The sequence below is a fragment of the Companilactobacillus versmoldensis DSM 14857 = KCTC 3814 genome (assembly GCF_001434295.1).
Taxonomy (GTDB): Bacteria; Bacillota; Bacilli; order Lactobacillales; family Lactobacillaceae; genus Companilactobacillus; species Companilactobacillus versmoldensis.
The window spans coordinates 109,230-126,169 of sequence record NZ_AZFA01000005.1; the positions used below are offsets into that span (position 1 = coordinate 109,230).

At 38.8% G+C, this 16,940-nt stretch carries 17 protein-coding genes and 2 riboswitches; of the genes, 8 read left to right on the forward strand and 9 right to left on the reverse strand.

Annotation, left to right across the window (positions count from 1 at the left end):
* Nucleotides 1–5 precede the first annotated feature (5 nt).
* Both FC27_RS04240 and FC27_RS04245 read left to right on the forward strand, forming a co-directional pair.
* Nucleotides 6–1,094 (forward strand): YibE/F family protein, encoded by a 1,089-nt coding sequence (locus tag FC27_RS04240; RefSeq protein ID WP_010625354.1) that lies wholly within the window; start codon nt 6–8, stop codon nt 1,092–1,094.
* Entirely contained in the window at nt 1,094–1,858 is a 765-nt protein-coding gene (locus FC27_RS04245) for a YibE/F family protein (RefSeq protein WP_010625353.1), read from the forward strand. Before FC27_RS04240 ends, FC27_RS04245 begins: the two co-directional genes overlap by 1 nt.
* A 42-nt stretch (nt 1,859–1,900) precedes the next feature.
* Here FC27_RS04245 and FC27_RS04250 read toward each other — a convergent pair whose 3' ends face one another.
* Nucleotides 1,901–2,821, reverse strand: a complete 921-nt coding sequence (locus FC27_RS04250) for an aldo/keto reductase (RefSeq protein WP_010625352.1) — start codon at nt 2,819–2,821, stop codon at nt 1,901–1,903.
* Between the two features lie 1,301 nt (nt 2,822–4,122).
* Here FC27_RS04250 and FC27_RS12180 point away from each other — a divergent pair.
* Nucleotides 4,123–5,139: a glycoside hydrolase family 73 protein gene (locus FC27_RS12180; protein WP_010625351.1), complete on the forward strand. Its 1,017-nt coding sequence runs from the start codon at nt 4,123–4,125 to the stop codon at nt 5,137–5,139.
* A gap of 75 nt (nt 5,140–5,214) precedes the next feature.
* Here FC27_RS12180 and FC27_RS04260 read toward each other — a convergent pair whose 3' ends face one another.
* Entirely contained in the window at nt 5,215–5,955 is a 741-nt protein-coding gene (locus tag FC27_RS04260) for a hypothetical protein (RefSeq protein WP_010625350.1), read from the reverse strand.
* A 173-nt stretch (nt 5,956–6,128) separates the two neighbouring features.
* On the reverse strand, nt 6,129–7,058 hold the full coding sequence (locus FC27_RS04265) for a LysR family transcriptional regulator (RefSeq protein ID WP_010625349.1): 930 nt from the start codon (nt 7,056–7,058) through the stop codon (nt 6,129–6,131).
* A gap of 88 nt (nt 7,059–7,146) precedes the next feature.
* Between FC27_RS04265 and aroD the strand changes: the two genes are divergently transcribed.
* Nucleotides 7,147–7,914 carry a type I 3-dehydroquinate dehydratase gene (gene aroD / locus FC27_RS04270; RefSeq protein ID WP_010625348.1) on the forward strand — a complete coding sequence of 256 codons (768 nt, stop codon included), beginning with the start codon at nt 7,147–7,149 and terminating at the stop codon, nt 7,912–7,914.
* 56 nt (nt 7,915–7,970) lie between these two features.
* Here the strand turns inward: aroD and FC27_RS04275 are convergent, their stop codons facing one another.
* The gene (locus FC27_RS04275) at nt 7,971–8,876 is read right to left on the reverse strand and encodes a LysR family transcriptional regulator (RefSeq protein WP_010625347.1); all 906 of its coding nucleotides are present in this window, start codon (nt 8,874–8,876) and stop codon (nt 7,971–7,973) included.
* A gap of 202 nt (nt 8,877–9,078) precedes the next feature.
* Between FC27_RS04275 and FC27_RS04280 the strand changes: the two genes are divergently transcribed.
* Genes FC27_RS04280 through aroE form a run of 3 tightly spaced genes read left to right on the forward strand, consistent with a single transcriptional unit; the run spans nt 9,079 to nt 11,718 of the window.
* Nucleotides 9,079–9,930, forward strand: coding sequence for a sugar phosphate isomerase/epimerase family protein (locus FC27_RS04280; RefSeq protein WP_010625346.1), 852 nt, complete (start codon nt 9,079–9,081; stop codon nt 9,928–9,930).
* Between the two features lie 24 nt (nt 9,931–9,954).
* Entirely contained in the window at nt 9,955–10,794 is an 840-nt protein-coding gene (locus FC27_RS04285) for an SDR family NAD(P)-dependent oxidoreductase (protein WP_010625345.1), read from the forward strand.
* 30 nt (nt 10,795–10,824) lie between these two features.
* Nucleotides 10,825–11,718, forward strand: coding sequence for a shikimate dehydrogenase (gene aroE, locus FC27_RS04290; RefSeq protein WP_010625344.1), 894 nt, complete (start codon nt 10,825–10,827; stop codon nt 11,716–11,718).
* A 78-nt stretch (nt 11,719–11,796) separates the two neighbouring features.
* Here aroE and FC27_RS04295 read toward each other — a convergent pair whose 3' ends face one another.
* From FC27_RS04295 to FC27_RS04305, 3 genes are read right to left on the reverse strand one after another with little or no spacing between them, the layout of a single operon-like run.
* Entirely contained in the window at nt 11,797–12,453 is a 657-nt protein-coding gene (locus FC27_RS04295; RefSeq protein WP_010625343.1) for an energy-coupling factor transporter transmembrane component T family protein, read from the reverse strand.
* The gene (locus FC27_RS04300; protein WP_010625342.1) at nt 12,437–13,867 is read right to left on the reverse strand and encodes an ABC transporter ATP-binding protein; all 1,431 of its coding nucleotides are present in this window, start codon (nt 13,865–13,867) and stop codon (nt 12,437–12,439) included. The genes FC27_RS04295 and FC27_RS04300 overlap by 17 nt, the downstream gene beginning before the upstream one ends.
* Nucleotides 13,868–13,873: 6 nt before the next feature.
* Nucleotides 13,874–14,464: an ECF transporter S component gene (locus tag FC27_RS04305; protein WP_010625341.1), complete on the reverse strand. Its 591-nt coding sequence runs from the start codon at nt 14,462–14,464 to the stop codon at nt 13,874–13,876.
* A gap of 110 nt (nt 14,465–14,574) precedes the next feature.
* A riboswitch (TPP riboswitch) is annotated at nt 14,575–14,665 on the reverse strand.
* Nucleotides 14,666–14,819: 154 nt separating this feature from the next.
* Nucleotides 14,820–14,922: riboswitch (TPP riboswitch) on the forward strand.
* Between the two features lie 43 nt (nt 14,923–14,965).
* Between FC27_RS04305 and tenA the strand changes: the two genes are divergently transcribed.
* Nucleotides 14,966–15,655 carry a thiaminase II gene (gene tenA / locus FC27_RS04310; RefSeq protein ID WP_010625340.1) on the forward strand — a complete coding sequence of 230 codons (690 nt, stop codon included), beginning with the start codon at nt 14,966–14,968 and terminating at the stop codon, nt 15,653–15,655.
* Here tenA and FC27_RS04315 read toward each other — a convergent pair.
* A complete protein-coding gene (locus FC27_RS04315) occupies nt 15,652–16,605 on the reverse strand; it encodes a quinone oxidoreductase family protein (protein WP_010625339.1) in 954 nt (317 codons plus the stop codon). The two genes, tenA and FC27_RS04315, sit on opposite strands and share 4 nt — an antisense overlap.
* Nucleotides 16,606–16,680: 75 nt before the next feature.
* Nucleotides 16,681–16,940 (reverse strand): IS200/IS605 family transposase (gene tnpA, locus FC27_RS04320; RefSeq protein WP_156402504.1); only part of this gene is annotated, 260 nt, incomplete at its 5' end.

Here is a 16,940-nt window from a genome sequence, read left to right on the forward strand (position 1 = left end):
CTGTAATGAATTTTCTGAAAAGGCGCTGGGTCCAAGTCGTCATTGTCGCAGCGTTAGTTTTAGTTGCAACTGTAGCAACTTATTTTGATTCCACGCTCTACAAGAAACCGATCGTCCAGATCGAAAATGTTAAAAATGTCAGTAAAGATAAAAATACTGATGAGTATAAGAACACAGATTATCAAATCGTCCAACATGTGAGTGGCCACTTCGCTAATACTAGTAAAAAAGGGCAAAGGGTAACCATCACGAATAGTTACTTGCAGTCACAATTATCAGATGAACGTTATAAACCGCACCAACAAGTTTTCGTTTTAAAATCTTCTAAAAATAGGTATACCATTCAGAGCACTAAACGTGATGCAGTACTAGTCTTTACGATTGGATTAGTTTTGATCTTACTATTTTGTATGAAATTCACCCGTGGAAAATTACTAACGAGTGTCCTGATCAATTTAGTCATCTTTTATGGGTATATGCAGTTTTTGATCAAGTCACATAACAGTTTGTTAGTCATTTTGACCGTTATAACGGCCATTTTGATTGCAGCTGTGGCCTTGCTAGTTATTTTAGGGCCGACGCAGGATGCCTTGATGGCGTTTGCCAGCACCTTCATCGCTACTGCAGTAGCCTTACTATTGAGCGTCTTTCTCTTGCAGCTGTCTAACAATAGTGGGATTCATTTTGAAATGACACCATTTGATTTACAACCATACTTTGGAGTCTTCATCTCTCAAGTTATCTTCAGTGTCCTTGGTGTTATCTTGGATGAAACGATGGATATTTCTTCATCATTGATCGAAATGAAACAAGAGGTCACTGATGTTACTAAACAGACGCTTTTCAAGTCCGGTATGGTCATTGGGCGTGAGTTAGTTGGTCCATTGATCAATATCCTACTATTTATTGTTTTTGCTGAGAATTTGAATTTAGTCATGTTATATTTGACCAACGGTAACTCCGTCGGGTACACCTTAGATATGACCTTGAGCCTTGGCGTAACGCAGCTATTGATCAGTGCAATTGGGATAGTCCTAACTGTACCAATTACCAGTTTCATCGCCAGCCGGATGGTAGCAAGGAGGAAAATTTAATGCTGTATTTATTAATTGCCTTCATCGTCTTATTATTAGTCGTCACAGGTAACCGTGGTATTTCACTCCTGCTAGGTCTTGGCATCAATTTGATTGCCATCGTCGCCTTATTGATCTTGATTGCCGACGGCTTCAATGTTGTCATCACCACTTTGATCATTTCTGTGATTATTTTGATCGTCGCTATCTACATGAATGTAGAAAACGGAGCGACCGCAAATATTTCATTCAAGACGTCATTAATAATTATGGTAGTTATCTTGCTGATAACCATTCCCATTCTCTACTGGTCTAGCACGCAAGGAATGGGAGTCGAGGATCAAGAAGAGCTCGAAGGATTCTCATTAGCGGCTGGAGTTTCTTATCCACAATTAGCGATTGCGACCATCGTCGTTAACAGTTTAGGCGTGATCTCAGAAACGAGCGTGGCGATCACTAGCGGACTCCACGAGATTGTTTTGAATAAACCCACGTTAACTAGCAAAGAAGTTTTTTCTGACGGCTTCACGGTAGGGAACAAAATCTTAAGTACTCAGACCAATACGTTATTGTTCAATTTCTTTTCGACGACTTTTCCATTGTTTTTCCTGATGAATACGCTGGGATTTAAGTTTTCGGACATTATCAACGATAAGCTGTTCGGCGCGGAATTCTTGACGACAGTTATTTGTACGATTGGAGTTATTTTAACTGTACCGATCACGGCTTATCAAGTTGTTCATGAGAGTCGTGAAAAGATCAAACCTGAAACAGATAAGCAATAAAAAAGCCACTTTGACTACTGTCAAAGTGGTTTTAGTTTGCCTTTAAGGTAAATCGTTTCCGGCAGCGAAGTAGAGGTCATACCATTCTTGTCTAGTCAGGTCGACTTCTGAACCTTTGGCACTATCGATAATGTGTTGAGGATTCATGGTGCCGATGATGACCTGCATTCTTGCTGGGTGTCTGAGGATCCAAGCGGCTGCGATAGCATTTTTGGAAACTGAATATTTATCAGCTAATTTTTGCAATTCGTCATTTAATTCAGGGAACATTGGATTGTCGATGAAAACTCCTTCGAAGAATCCATATTGGAATGGGGACCAGGCTTGGATTGTCACACCCATTCGTCTGGAGAATTCAATCAATTCGCCATCGCGATTGATTGAACGGTCATCAGTCAAGTTAGTATGGATCCCATGGTCGATCATGCCTGTGTGCATCAAACTAAATTGGACTTGATTGACCAAGAGCCTTTGACTGATTGACTCTTGTAATAACAAAAATTGTTGCGGGTTGAAGTTAGAAACACCGAAATGTCTAACTTTACCGCTTCTTTGCAGTTCGTCGAAGACATCAGCAATTTCTGCGGGTTCCATCAAAGGGTCGGGGCGATGCAATAAGTAAGCATCTAAATAGTCAACGCCCAAGCGTTGCAATGATCCGTCGACTGCTTTGATTAAGTGTTCACGAGAAGTGTCATATTTCTTACCAGGGACGATATCACCTTTTGATTGTAGGAAAAGGTCTTCACGTTTGACACTGGTTTGTTTCAAGGCATCGCCGAAACGTTTCTCCGATTCGCCGTCGCCATACATATCGGCATTGTCAACAAAGTTGATCCCGCAGTCATAAGCGGTGTCGATGGCCTTAGCGGCCTGTTCTGTTGATAAAGCATCCATTCGCCAAGCCCCAAAAGCAATTTCTGAAACTTGCCAATTTGTTTCACCGAGATTGATTTGTTTCATGATGATCCTCCTGTTATGAGTATGGGAACATCTCAATTATCATTGGAACCGATACCATAAGTCAACTAAAACTTGCTTTTGTGATGGTATGTTGCCGGCACCAGACAGACGATGATGCCTAGATAGTTGTTTTCTATTAAGAATTGCATCCACTATTTTTGTTAAGAGGGCGGTGTACTTGCCTTGTCGTTTGTATTTTTTGTTTGAGTGAAACCGTTTATTGTTGACGATCTGTCTAGTGTGCAAAAGTATTCCATTCTTTTTAGATAACTCCAGTCCTTCTAATGTCTTTGAAATCTTATGTAAATCGATCCATATTAATTTGAATTCGTTGGATACGAAATCTTCTATAAACGTAACTATTTAAGCTTCAATATTTTCAAATAGACCTATGTGATAGCTGATTATCCTGCACCCATACAAATCCAGAATTCCACTTACTTTAACTTCACGTTTCTTAACGCTATATTCAAACTGCGTAGAATCAGCTAGTAAAACATTATTCTTTTCGACTACGTTGAAATTTTTATTCAATGTGTGTTTTATATATTCTTGCGACTTATCTTCTTTTTTCTAACGATACAAGTTAAAAGCAGATTTCTCATGCTTATAAATGATCTAGTATCAAACCTGCTCCGATATTTCGATTAAATTACCCTCACCATATTTGATTTAAAAATTCTTGAATCATATTACCTTTTTAATCGGTGTATCTTTCGTCATAAAATCGTTTCACGACTAAAATGACTTTTTTGTTATTACCATAGAGGGGGTGTTGCGGGACGAAGTGGACGCGACCTTCAGCTAAGAAGCAACTGAGCTCAAAGCTTGGTATTGACTAAGACTAGTCACTGGCATCCGTATTCTTGATTAGATGAGTGGATATTAATTATTACCATTAATTAAAATATGATTGATTGCTAGGCGCCAGACAGCCGGTGATAGGGCCAAGCCCGTGAAGTTTGCGTTAACCGAGCGCTTTTCTCGGTTTAGGCAAAGGTCGAGCTTGAAGACAAGTGGGCTGCTTGGCTTCAAGTCGTGCCCACAGGCGTCACGGCCCTATCATCGGCTGGATGGTGCCGGCAGTATACCTCTATCCAGGTTTTCTACACCAACTTATTATTGCTAGAAACTGCTCAAATCAAGCGATTTTGAGTATTTGTTATATTACTAACATTCGGAATATTAATAATAATTACAGAAATATTTAATTCTCGTTACAAATGGTCTAGTTCCATTGAATAGCAGTGTTTGTCATAGTAATCTAGTTCTTGTAGATAAATCCTCAGGGGGAAACACCAATGTATAAAAAGTTACTTCTAACTAGTACAGTAATTTTGAGCACGCTCGCATCAGTAGCTGCTCCTTCAGTTGTTTCAGCTGCAGAAACTGACCAAGTTCAAACTAGTCAAACTGCAGAAACACAAGCTGTAAGTAATTCAAATAATGATAATAAATCAAACGTTATTGCCGGTTCTAAAGTTAAGAAAGCTGACTCAACAGTTGCTCATTCAACAACTTCAAGTGTCCAAGCTGCTTCTGAACCTTCAGCAAACAATGCACTTAAGGCAGTTGTTCAAGCTTCAGCTACTTCAGCCACAACAGATCAACACCAAACATTCCTTTCAATGGCCGTACCAATGGCACAAAAGGCTGCTAGTGAATATGGTGTATACACATCAGTTATGTTGGCACAAGCTATTCTTGAAAGTGCTTGGGGAACTTCACAATTAGCTACACAAGGTAACAACTTGTTTGGTATTAAAGGTGATTACAACGGTTCTTACGTTTCAATGCCAACTAGCGAATGGAGTGCTAGCCAAGGTTGGTACCAAATCAATGCTAACTTCAGAAAATACCCTAGTTACTTAGAATCATTTGAAGACAATGGTAACAAGTTACGTAATGGTCTTTCATGGGATTCAACTTATTACAAGGGTACATGGAAAGAAAATACTAGTTCATATAAAGACGCTACTGCCTGGTTACAAGGTAGATACGCCACAGCACCTAACTATGATTCATCATTGAACAACTTGATTGAAACTTATAACTTAACACAATATGATTCAGCTTCAACTGAAAATGCTACTCAAGCACCTTCAGATTCAACTAGAACTATTGTAGTCAACAATGACGCAAGTTATGCTGTTCCACTAGTTGGTTTCAATTCAGATGGTAGTACTACTAAATCAAATCGTGGTTTAGCAAATGGTACTGGTTGGGCAACTGACCAAACTAAAGACTACAACGGTCACACATACTACCGTGTATCAACTAACGAATGGGTAATGGACAACTACGCAACATTACAATAATCGTTGAATAATATTTATAAATAAAATAAGCTTCATAAGCTGGTAAAATCAGCCTATGAAGCTTTTTTCGTATCTTCAATGGATTTGTTTTTTAAGATGATTCAGTTGTTCAGTAAGATTCAATAATTTTTTAGCATACCAATCGTCTTTTGATTGTTGATTCAACAAAGGATTGTTGAGTTGAAAATCGGCTTGATTGTTTTTTTTGATCCAAAAACTGTGGATCGGATCATTGATCGAATAAGAAAGATGGTCAGCAGCTTGATTTTCAACGAAAAATTTAGTGATTGGATCTTTTTTCGTTGGATCGATTTTTCTTGGTGTCAAACCAGTAATGATTTTCGAACCAATCTCAGGCATGGGGACTTCAGTTTTTTTGATATAATTAAATTCATCTTGTTGGGGTTTAAAAATGAAACCACTGTTGAGATTGAAATTGATAATCATGCTTTCAGTTTTTTTATTACCTTTAAGGACTTGATCAACAAAGACACTGACTTTGGTGTAGGCTTCATTGCGACAATTTTTCATTGGTTCAAGATTGAAGACTGTCCCTTTGATCAAAAGGGGATTATATTTTTTTAATTCGTCAACTGAAGTTGGGATCAGTGAATATTGACCAGGTGAACCAATTGTTTGAGTCTCAATCCTGGCTGAATCGATTTTATTCTGCCAATGCTGACTATTGTGTTGCAAGCGAGTTTGATTGATTTTAAAGGTTGAATCGTCTGACTGATTTTTTGAACTCAATAACTGGTAGCCAGTTAAAGGTGCAGTAAAGGAAAGTAGTGCTAAAGCGATGAAAAGCTTTTTCATATAAGTCATATTCTCCTGGATTTTGTAAAGAGAGTATAAACAAAATATTTTGCCAAAACTAGTTTAAAGCCTTGATAAACCATTGTTTCTGAACGTTTTACCGCAAAGAAAATTTCATGGAATTACGGAAATTGATTTTCAAAAATAATAATAATTTCTGAAAACTTTTTTAACTAAAGTAAACGGTGCTTGTTTTTGTAATTTTCCTTGCAATAACGAGCCAAGAAATTTTGGAACCGTGAAACTGATGGTGGTAAAAAGCGGTTATCTTTGATGACCATATACAATTTTTGCTCAAGGTCGTTGTCGGTCAGGTGGATCAACTTGACCTTGCTGTTGTCGACTTGAGCCATATTTGGGATTAGTGCGATCCCCTGATTGAATTCAACGAAGCCCATCATCGTATGGTCCTCTTCGATTTCAAACTTAGTATTTGGCGTAACATCGGCATTTTTAAGGATCTGGTCGATCAATGGCCGGAAAGTGCTGTTTTTTGAGAAAGCAATGAAAGGATAATCACTGATTTGTTTGACTTCAACCGCATCATATTTGGCTAAAGGATGATTTTTGGGTACAGCGAGCATGATTTCTTGTTTGATGATTGGTAGAAAATCCAGCTTCGACTTAGATGACAAGTTCCCGACTTCTGGCAACTTGGACGATAAGACAAAGTCGTATTTTTCTTTGATCAGTCCATCAAGCAGTTCACTGGTCGTCCCCTGAAACAATTCAAAGGTAATGTCTCGAGTTTCATCCTTTTTCTTAAATGATGCTACTAATTCAGGTATCAAATGTTGACCAAGTGTGTCAGTGAAGCCCATTTTTATGATGCCTTGATTGACGTTCAATAATTGTTTTAAGATGGCGTTACCACGTTCGATCTCGTCGAGTCCACTACTGACAAATTTGAGATAAATTTTCCCAAAACGCGACAGTCTAATATTACGGCCTTCGTGTTCGAATAAAGGAACGCCTAATTGTTTTTCCAAATTGTCGATTGAATAACTCAAAGTTGGCTGTGAGATACCTAAGTTCTCGGCTGCTTTGGACATATGTTGTGTATGTGCTAGTTCGCGAAAATAAACTAAGTGTTTTAAATTCATATCGAATACCTCTATCTGAATGATAGATAATTTCTATTAATATATCAATTGGTGTTTTTACTAAAAATCGCTTAATAAGGAGTTTATTATGGAAAAAGTTGAATCTGTTAAAATTTGCCCTCTGGAATTAGGAGCTGGCATGCCTAAAATTGGTGTACCGATCACTGGAAAATCAATTTCAGAAATTTTTAAACAAGTCAAAAAGGCCTGCTCAAAAAAGCCAGACTTATTGGAATGGCGATTAGATTTTTTTGATGATGTTGAAGATTTTAACCAAATTAAGGCTGCCTTTAAGCAAATTTCAACGAACAACGATGACTTGCCGTTATTGATCACATTTCGGACTAAATCTGAAGGAGGGGAAAGACAGTTTACTGCCCCACACTATTTCTTACTATTAAAAGAGGTCTTAAATAATTTGTCGGTAAACGCCATTGATCTTGAACTATTCCATGAGCAAGCAAATTTGCGGTCGATTGTTTCTTTGGCTCACCAAAAGGGCGTCAAAGTGGTCATGAGTAACCACGATTTTGAAAAAACACCTGCTAAAAATGAATTGATCTCTCGTTTGACGAAGATGTTTGAACTGGGTGCAGATGTGGCCAAAATTGCGGTCATGCCTAATAGTTCAGGTGACGTTTTGACACTTTTGTCAGCTACGAGTGAAGCTAAATCACAATTAGCTAAGCCGATCATCACTATGTCGATGGGGGAACTGGGTAAGATTTCACGGGTCAGTGGTCAATTGTTCGGATCAAGCTTGACCTTTGCCTCGGTTGATGAGACTTCAGCTCCGGGACAGGTTCCGATTGATGAATTGCGAAAAATGTTGCAGGAATTAGCGATTACGAAGTAAATAAAATTATAGCCGTCATACTTGGAATAAACCTTGGTATGACGGCTTTTTATTTTTTAAATATTATTATTGGCTAGTTGTTTACTTTCTTTTTGGACGAATTGAACGAAGTCCTTAATTGCTGGATCAGTCAGAGAACTTTTTAAAGTGGCCATGTAAAGGATCCGACGCCAATTGGGGAAGGACAGAGGGATTATTTTTACGGGCAACGATTCTAGGATCGACATGTTTGGGACAACGGCGATCCCGAAATCATTGGCGACTAATCCGGCAACTGTCTGATCTTCTTCTACTTCATAGGAAGAAATTGGTTGGCCACCACTTTCTTCGAACAAGTCGTGCAAGATGGGATTGAGACCGCTGCGTTTGGAAAAGGTCACTTGGCGATAGGATAAAGTCTCTTTCAAGCTAATACTTGAGCGGTTTGCTAGGGGATGATTGATCGGTGTGATGCAGACTAAGTTTTGTTGGGCGACTGGGAAAAATTCCAGATCATCGTAACCATCGAGTCGTGAGCAAAATCCGACATCGTATTTTTTATCACGGATGGCTTGCAAAATATCGGGAGAAAAACCACTATCAGTATTGAACTGAAAGTGGATCTGATATTTGTGTGACAATTTCAAAAAGCGTTGAGTTATCTCAGGCAACCATTTGATACTTAAGGTCCTGATGGATACTAATTTGAGATTGGTTTTTTTCTGATTGAAGGTTTTGATCTCCGAAATACTGTCATCGAGGGAATTTAATGAAGTGGTGACACCGTTGGCGAAAACTCGTCCGGCCTCAGTCAAGACAACATTGCGACCACTTTTTTTAAAAAGGGATACATGGATCTCTTTTTCTAAGTGATGGATAGCTTTAGTTAAACTGGGCTGTGTAATATGTAACAATTTGGCCGTCTGGGTATAATTTTCGGTTTGCGATAGGGCGACAAAGTATCTTAAATGATCTAAATTCATGCTCGAAAAACCTCCAAAACAGTTTCAGTAAAAATTATAAGTTACCAATATAAAAACAATATAACAGAAATGATAACTTTTGGCTATGAATGACTGAGCTTAAAAGCAATTGGACGTTGGATAAATTGGCAAGTACATTGGACTTGTAGATTAATGTGAATAAACTTACAAATTAAGTTTAATGATATTGGAGGAATCAATTATGACGGAAAGGAATCCGATCACTGTTAGTTCGTGGACTTTGGGCGATCAGTGTTCATTTGAGGAACGCTGTAAATTTGCTAGTGAGGCTGGCTACGATGGTATCGGTTTGCGAGCGGAGACCTATGTCGATGCTTTGAATGAAGGTTTGTCGGATGATGATATTTTGCAGATCATGGCTAAATATCAAATCAAATGTACGGAAGTTGAATATATTGTTCAATGGTGTGAAGAGCCACGCTCTTATGAACAAAAATATAAGGAACAGACTTGTTTCCACATGTGCGATTTATTTGGCGTTAAGCATATCAATACTGATTTGATGGAAAGTTACTCAATTGACTACACTGCCCAGAAATTACGGGAATTGGCTAGTCGTGCCGGAGATTTGATCATTGCTTTGGAGCCGATGCCATATAGTGGTTTGCCTAATTTGGATAAGACTTGGAAAATCATGCAAAAAGCTGATTGTGACAATGTTTATATGTTGCTTGATATGTGGCATTGGGTCAGAGCCGGTCAACCATATGATTTGTTAACGAAAGAACAAGCTAAAAAAGTTATCTCGATTCAACTTGACGATGCCTATCAACGTCCTTATGCACAAGCAATTTTACGTGATGAATCGATGCATGATCGTTTAGCTCCAGGTGCAGGCGATTTGGATACGGCGGGCTTCGTCAAAATGATCAAAGATGCCGGTGTCGATCCTAAAGTCATCGGAGTTGAAGTGATTTCTGATAATTACATGGCTAAAGGTCTCCAATACGTAGCTGACTATACTTATCAACAAACGGTCAAAGTTTTGAAACAGGCTTGGCCTGAGATAATGCAGGAGACTGTTAAAGCTTAAATTTTTTGAGGGGGAAATTTCGAAATGAGTGCAAATTGGTTAGGACTAACGAATAAAGTTGTTGTCATCACAGGTGCTGTTGGTGGCATGGGAACGAAATTCTCAAATGATTTTGCCGAACAAGGCGCTAAAGTCGTTTTGGTCGACTTATTAAAAGATAAAGCTGAAGCATTGGCAAAAGAGCTTCATGAAAAATATCAAGTTGAAACGTTGGCGATTACTTGTGATACGACGGATGAAAAAGAAGTTGATGCGGCCGTCAAGAGCGTGGTCGATAAATTTGGTAAGGTCGATGTTTTAGTTAATACCGCTGCTATTTTAAGATTTTCACCATTAGAAGATTTGCGTTTGGATGAATGGAATACCGCCTTGAACGTCAATATTACCGGATACTTCTTGATGTCACAAAGATTTGGACGTGTCATGATCAATCAAAAACATGGTACTTTGATCCATATTTCTACTGCTGCTTCACTTTCACCAGAGACATACAGTGGTGCATATAGTACGACTAAGGCAGCTGTCAATATGATGTCAAAACAAATGGCCGCAGAATGGGGTCAATATGGACTACGGAGTAATTGTGTCCTCCCATGCTTAGTCAAGACACCTTTGTCAGCAAACTTTTACAGTGATCCTAAAGTTGAGGATGGTAGAAAACGGCTAGTTGCTAGCAAACGGATCGGTAATTTGGATGATATCTCCAATACCGTTTTGTTCTTAGCCAGTGACCGTTCAGACTACACTAACGGCAGTGAGATCCCCGTCGATGGTGGTATCCACATGATGATCTCCGACATGATCCCTAAGCCAGGTGGGCGTCGTCAATATGCTATCGATCATCATCAACCAGCTAAAAAATAATCAGCTTAATATTTGAGAGGAGATAATCTTATGGATTCACAAATCGATGGACATACAGTTATGTTAGGATTGTTCGGTTCGCCAGTCGGACACTCCGGTTCACCAGCAATGTATAATTATAGTTTTCAAAAAGCAGGTATCAATGACTCATACTTAGCCTTCGATATTCAAGAAGACCAAACAGCCCAGGCCTTGGAGACAATGAAGTTCCTGCATATGCGCGGAGCTAGTGTCACCATGCCTTGTAAGACGGAAGCTGCTAAGTTGGTTGATAAATTATCACCTGCAGCTAAACTGATTGGGGCAGTTAACACGATCACTAACGATGATGGTGTCCTGACAGGCCACAATACTGATGGTAAAGGCTATGTTGAAAACCTGAAACAAAACGGAGTCGATCCAAAAGGTAAGACCTTTACTTTGTTGGGTGCAGGGGGTGCTAGCACTGCCATTGCCGTCCAATTAGCTCTCGATGGCGTCAAGGAGATCCACATTTTCAACCCTAAAGACAGCTTCTTCAAGAATGCTGAATTGACGGCTGAAAAGATTTCTAAAGCAGTTGATACTTGCAAGGTCACAGTCGGTGATATCAATGATCAAGAACAATTGAATCAATCGATTGCTGAAAGCGATGTTTTGGCTAATGCCACCAAAGCTGGTATGGCACCAAATGTTGACCAATCAAATATTAAGAATCTGAGCGTTTTCCGCGATGATTTAGTTGTGACTGATACTGTTTATAGCCCTGAGGTTACAAAGATGATGGCTGATGCCAAGGCTCATGGCAGCAAGACTATCGGCGGCAAAGGGATGCTAGTTTGGCAAGGAGCAGCTGCTTATAAGTTGTTCACTGGCCAAGATATGCCGGTCGATGATGTTAAACGTCTCTTCTTTTCAAGTAAAAAAGAAACCGTTAAAGCTTAATAACTAATAAAAAAATCTAGACAAAAAGCAAGCAATCATACGATTGCTTGCTTTTTTGAATTGCTGGACAATTTTGTTTTAAATGAAATGTCCAAAAGCTAAAATCTGTAGACAAATCAGTAAAATGACTGCTAAGGCCCAGTTCCATTTGGGAATCGAGTATGTTTGATAATGACTACGTTTAGTGTATTCACTGAATCCATGTGATTGCATGGCTTGAGCCAAATTATCTGACCAACGTAAAGAAACTAAAATCGACTTGAAGAAAATTTCTGGTGACCAAACATGCAAAACTTCACCTCTCATCAAAGCAGCAATTTTCATTTGTTTAACTGTTTGATTGACGCGCGGAACAAAGTTGAAAGCACCTAAAGTCCCATAGACAAATTTAGTAGGGATGTGGCAATTTTGTTCCAGTGAACCAAGCAAATCTTCGACGGAAACTGTCAAAGTCAGAATCCCGCCCAAATAGATATAGGCATAGATCCGCGTCGATAGTAACCAAGCACTGTGGAAAACATCTCCAGTTCCATGTGCATAAAAAGAAAGCCAAGTACCGATAACGGGAATTATTGGTACTAATAATAGCCAGAGCAATTTTTTAAGACTGACTCGTTTCGATAGTAAATATAACAAACCTAGCGCAGCAATCGTGATATTAGCGACGATACTTTGCATAAAAGCTATTTCAAAACTGGCAATCAGAACCAAGCCTAATTTAAGAGATGGATTCATAATTCAGCACCTCCGTATAGGAAAGCTTTTGGTCAGCCAACTGTAAATGATAGTCAAAAAATCCATTCAGACCACCCAATTGATGACTGATCATCACAATTGTTTGCGATTGTTGACTGGCAATCGACTTGATCATTTCCATGACCGCCTTAGTAGAATCGAGATCGAGACCCGATAAAGGTTCATCCAATAATAAAACAGGATTACCAAGGATCAGCATCTCAAAAATCTGCAGTTTCTTTTTTTGACCACCAGATAGTTGATAAACGATATGCTCCCGCAAGTGGTCTAAATGCAGTAGTTGCAAATAGTCTTTAACTCTTTTTTTAGTCCAGAAATCTTGATAGCGAGTATGTTTTAAACTCAAGTCAATTTCTTCTTGAAGCGTCAACTTCAAATATTGCATTTGAGCATCCTGAAAAACTAGTCCGATCTGACGAGCATATTTGCGGGAATTATATTTTTGAATGTTTTTATGTTGGTACTCGATCAAACCTGAGTAATCATGCAGTTTAGTTAAAGCTGAGAAGAAGGCCGATTTACCTGAGCCATTTTCACCAGTCAGTAAGATCAGTTTCCCATTTGAAAATTCTAACGAACTGTCAGTAATCAATGGCTTTTGACCATTCTTTAATTGTAAATTACACAGATCGACGATTGATTCTGATTTTTCTGGCAAAGAAAATTGCAAAGATTGGTTTGCTTTTTGATAGCGTTGGAAAATATGTTGCGTATCATTGACTTTAACGATTTGACCAGCTTGAAAATGAAATAAGTTATCAATGATATCTTGATAACCCATTAAATCGTGGTCTGAAACTAAAATGGTTTTTCCATCGTTTACTTGTAAGTCTTTTAGTAACTTCAATAATTGCTGACGTGATTTGAGGTCGATACAAGCAAATGGTTCATCCAATATTATCAAATCGCAATCCATTGCTAAAGTTATTGCCAAGGAAACTTTTTGCAATTCACCACCAGAAAGACTGTCTAATCTTCGGTCAATAAAATGAGCGATATCCAAACGCTCTAGAGCATGTTGGATACGTTGATCCATCTGCTGACGAGGATATCCAAGATTTTCGAGCGTAAAGATGAATTCTTGCTTAACGGTCGTCATTGAAAATTGATCGGTCGGGTTTTGGAAAAGAATCGCAATGTGTTTAGCAATATCTCTCGTGGTCCAATTCTCAGTACTTTGTTCATTAAAATTAATTGTTCCTGAAAGGACATGACCAGCATATTCTGGATAAAGTCCAGCGATGATCTTCATCAAAGTTGATTTTCCACAACCTGATGGTCCAAATAGTAGATTCATAGTTCCGTCTGGTAGTTTTAAATTGAGATCATTTAAAACTTTGGAGTCATTTTTCTGATAGCAAAATGACAAATTTTCAATCGTTAATTTCTCCATAGAAATTTAATCTCGATTCAAGATCCCTGATTTTTCAACGAGTTTGTTGATCCAGTAAACTAAGACACCTGAGAAAAAGCCAATGGAAATCAGACGGACTACGAATAATAAAATTAAAAAGCCAAGATTATATTTAGCATAACCCTCGTTGATCATGCTCCAACCGAAGGTGATGATCGTACCAGTGATAGTTGAAAGTAGTAGACCTAACTTATCAAAATGCTTGTAACCAGCCATGGCAAAACCAAGGCCGTTACCAACACCTTGAATCAAACCAGAGATCAAAGTGGCGGCTCCCCATTGACCACCTAAGACCATTTCAACAAAACTACCAAGCAATTCTCCTAAGGTACTAGCACCAACTTTTCTAGTTAGCATTGCCGCAAGTGGACCAGCAATCATCCAAAGTCCTAATAAAATGTCGTTGGCGAATGGTCCCAAGCCAATTGCAGCCAGACCTGCGGATAGGAAATTGTATGAAACAGTTGTCCCAAAGAAAATGGCGCCACAAAAAATCCCTGTCAATGCAATGAAGGCTACATCTCGTAAGGAATAGCTCAAGCTAGTAGATTTGGTACTTGAAGTTCTATTCATCATATAAATCAGTCCCCTTAAAAAAGTTTTTTGTCGCTTCTTCAAAGAATATATTCATTAGGGCCAAAAAAAAATGACCAACTATTTTTCTGGTGCGAAAAATAGTTGGCCCTTAAATTTATCCAATATCTTCCTACACTAATATTAATTAGATCAGGTTCTATGGGTTTAATCTCAGCTTAATCAGCACCCCAGATATATAACTTTTAAGAATCAGTACAACAAACAAAGCTTATCATTCTACCCATAGGGTGTAAAGCTAAGCTTTATTGTAAATTTATATAATAACTTTGATATTTAAAATACGTCAAAAATGCTGTATTTTATTTAAAAATAATATATGATGAAGTTATTCGAATACAATCACTAGGGGTGCAACAATAGTTGCTGAGACGGTAAATACCGATCCATTTGAACCTGATTTGGTTAACGCCAACGTAGGAAAGTGATGCCATACCGTGACGGTTCCGATTGATGTTTGAATAAAAAACAGGAGGGATCATCATGAAATTATCAAAAAAATTGATCAACAAAAGTCAACCAATCTTAGAAGCTATCGAAACGCATCCATTCATTACTGGAATAGGTCACGGTAGTGTTCCTAAAGAAGCGTTGGCTTTTTATGTTGGTCAAGATTTTAATTACCTCAGTGCCTTCACCAAAGTCTATGCTGCAGCTATTCAAAAATGTGACGACTGGTCACAAATGCAATTATTTGCCGACCAAATCGAATTTATCCTCAATGGTGAGATCCGGGCACACGAAGTATTTTGTGAAATAGCGCAAATAAATTACTCGTCATTACAACATGCGCAACAAGCGCCAATGACTTATTTATACAACGAACATATGTATAACGCCGCCCGGACTGGAGACCTAATCGACGTCGTCGCTGCAATGCTACCTTGTCCCTGGACATATAATGAAATCGGCAAACATTTAGTTGAAAAAGGACTGGCCACGGATGAGAACCCATTTCAGGAATGGATCGAGTTTTATGCCTCAGTCGATTCTGAAGACAAAGCCTTGAGTGACCGATTATTTGCTATCTTAGATACTGAAGCCAAAAAATATCGTCCCGAATATTTACAACAAGTCGAAAATCGATTTTTGAAAAGTTGTGAATTGGAATTGCGCTTTTGGGAACAAGCCATGCAAAGAGTTGACTGGCAGTTCGCCGACTTATTCAACTAAAATTTCAAGATGATTTTCTTACCAGCATTTTCGTGATTTTCCAGTAGCCGGTGAGCTTTTTCAGCTTGATTGAACGGCAGAGTCAACACATCATCATCCAATAACTTACCTTGGGAAAAAGCAGTCGTGATCAAATGGGCAGCATCTTGGAGTTGATCGACAGTCGCATGGCTGATGACGAATCCCATGAGTGCCTGGCTATGAGTGTACAATTGAGCTATTTTTTCAGGTGTGAGCGCATCTGGCGGTGTGGTGATCAAGCCGATCTTTCCAAAAACGTTCAATAGGTCAACATTATCGGTCAACTTGATTTTTCCAGAGGTATCGATCAGATAATCAAATCTTTCAGTGATATCGGAAACATCTTGGTGATAGTCGTAGGTGTTTTCAACGCCTAATGCTTGAAGTGTTGAGAAATCATTGGAATTACTAGTTGTGGAGACTTTTAAATCCAAATCCTTAGCCAATGTGACTAATTTTTGGCCTACGTGACCTCCAGCTCCTTCAACTAGTAGACTTTGATCAGCTTGAACGTTCAAAACGTCATTCAAAAGGATCGCAGCCGTGGCACTGGAATGCAGTGAAGCGACTACTTTTATTGGGTCGAGACTTTTGTCCAAATGAAAAAGTCTTTCACATGGAACGGCGACATATTCACTGGTCGTACCGGCACGTCCGTCGTAACCCATACTATTAGTCCAAACTAATTCACCTGGTTTGAATTCATTATCATTAGTTTCAACGACCTTACCAACCGCGTCGCGTCCAATAACTAGTGGAAAGTCGACCTTGGTTTTAAAACTACTGGAACGAACAAAGGTATCGACATAGTTGACTGAAGTAGCGATAGTTTTGATCAAAATTTCATCGTTCATGATTTGAGGTCTTGGCAGTTCGCCAATTTTTATCTCAGAACTGGGACCAAATTTATCGATGTAAGCAGCTTGCATAATATTACCTTCTTAATTGATATATTTATAAAGGTCGTCAATTGAGAAAACTCGGTAATTCATTGCCGAGATGAATCAATGTCTAGGACGACCTCCGTTGTATTTTGTTAATTGATCTTCGATATACTGTGCTACTACCTCTTTTGAAACATTCCCTGAAGTACTCATGAAATAACTAGGCGACCATAGATGACCGCCCCACAGTTGGGACTTCGTTTCAGGATATTCTTTGAACCATTGTCTAGCGGACATTCCTTTGAATGACTTAACTACAGAACTCGGTGTCATGTCAGGAGGGAAACTGATCATTATATGCACATGATCAGGCATTACTT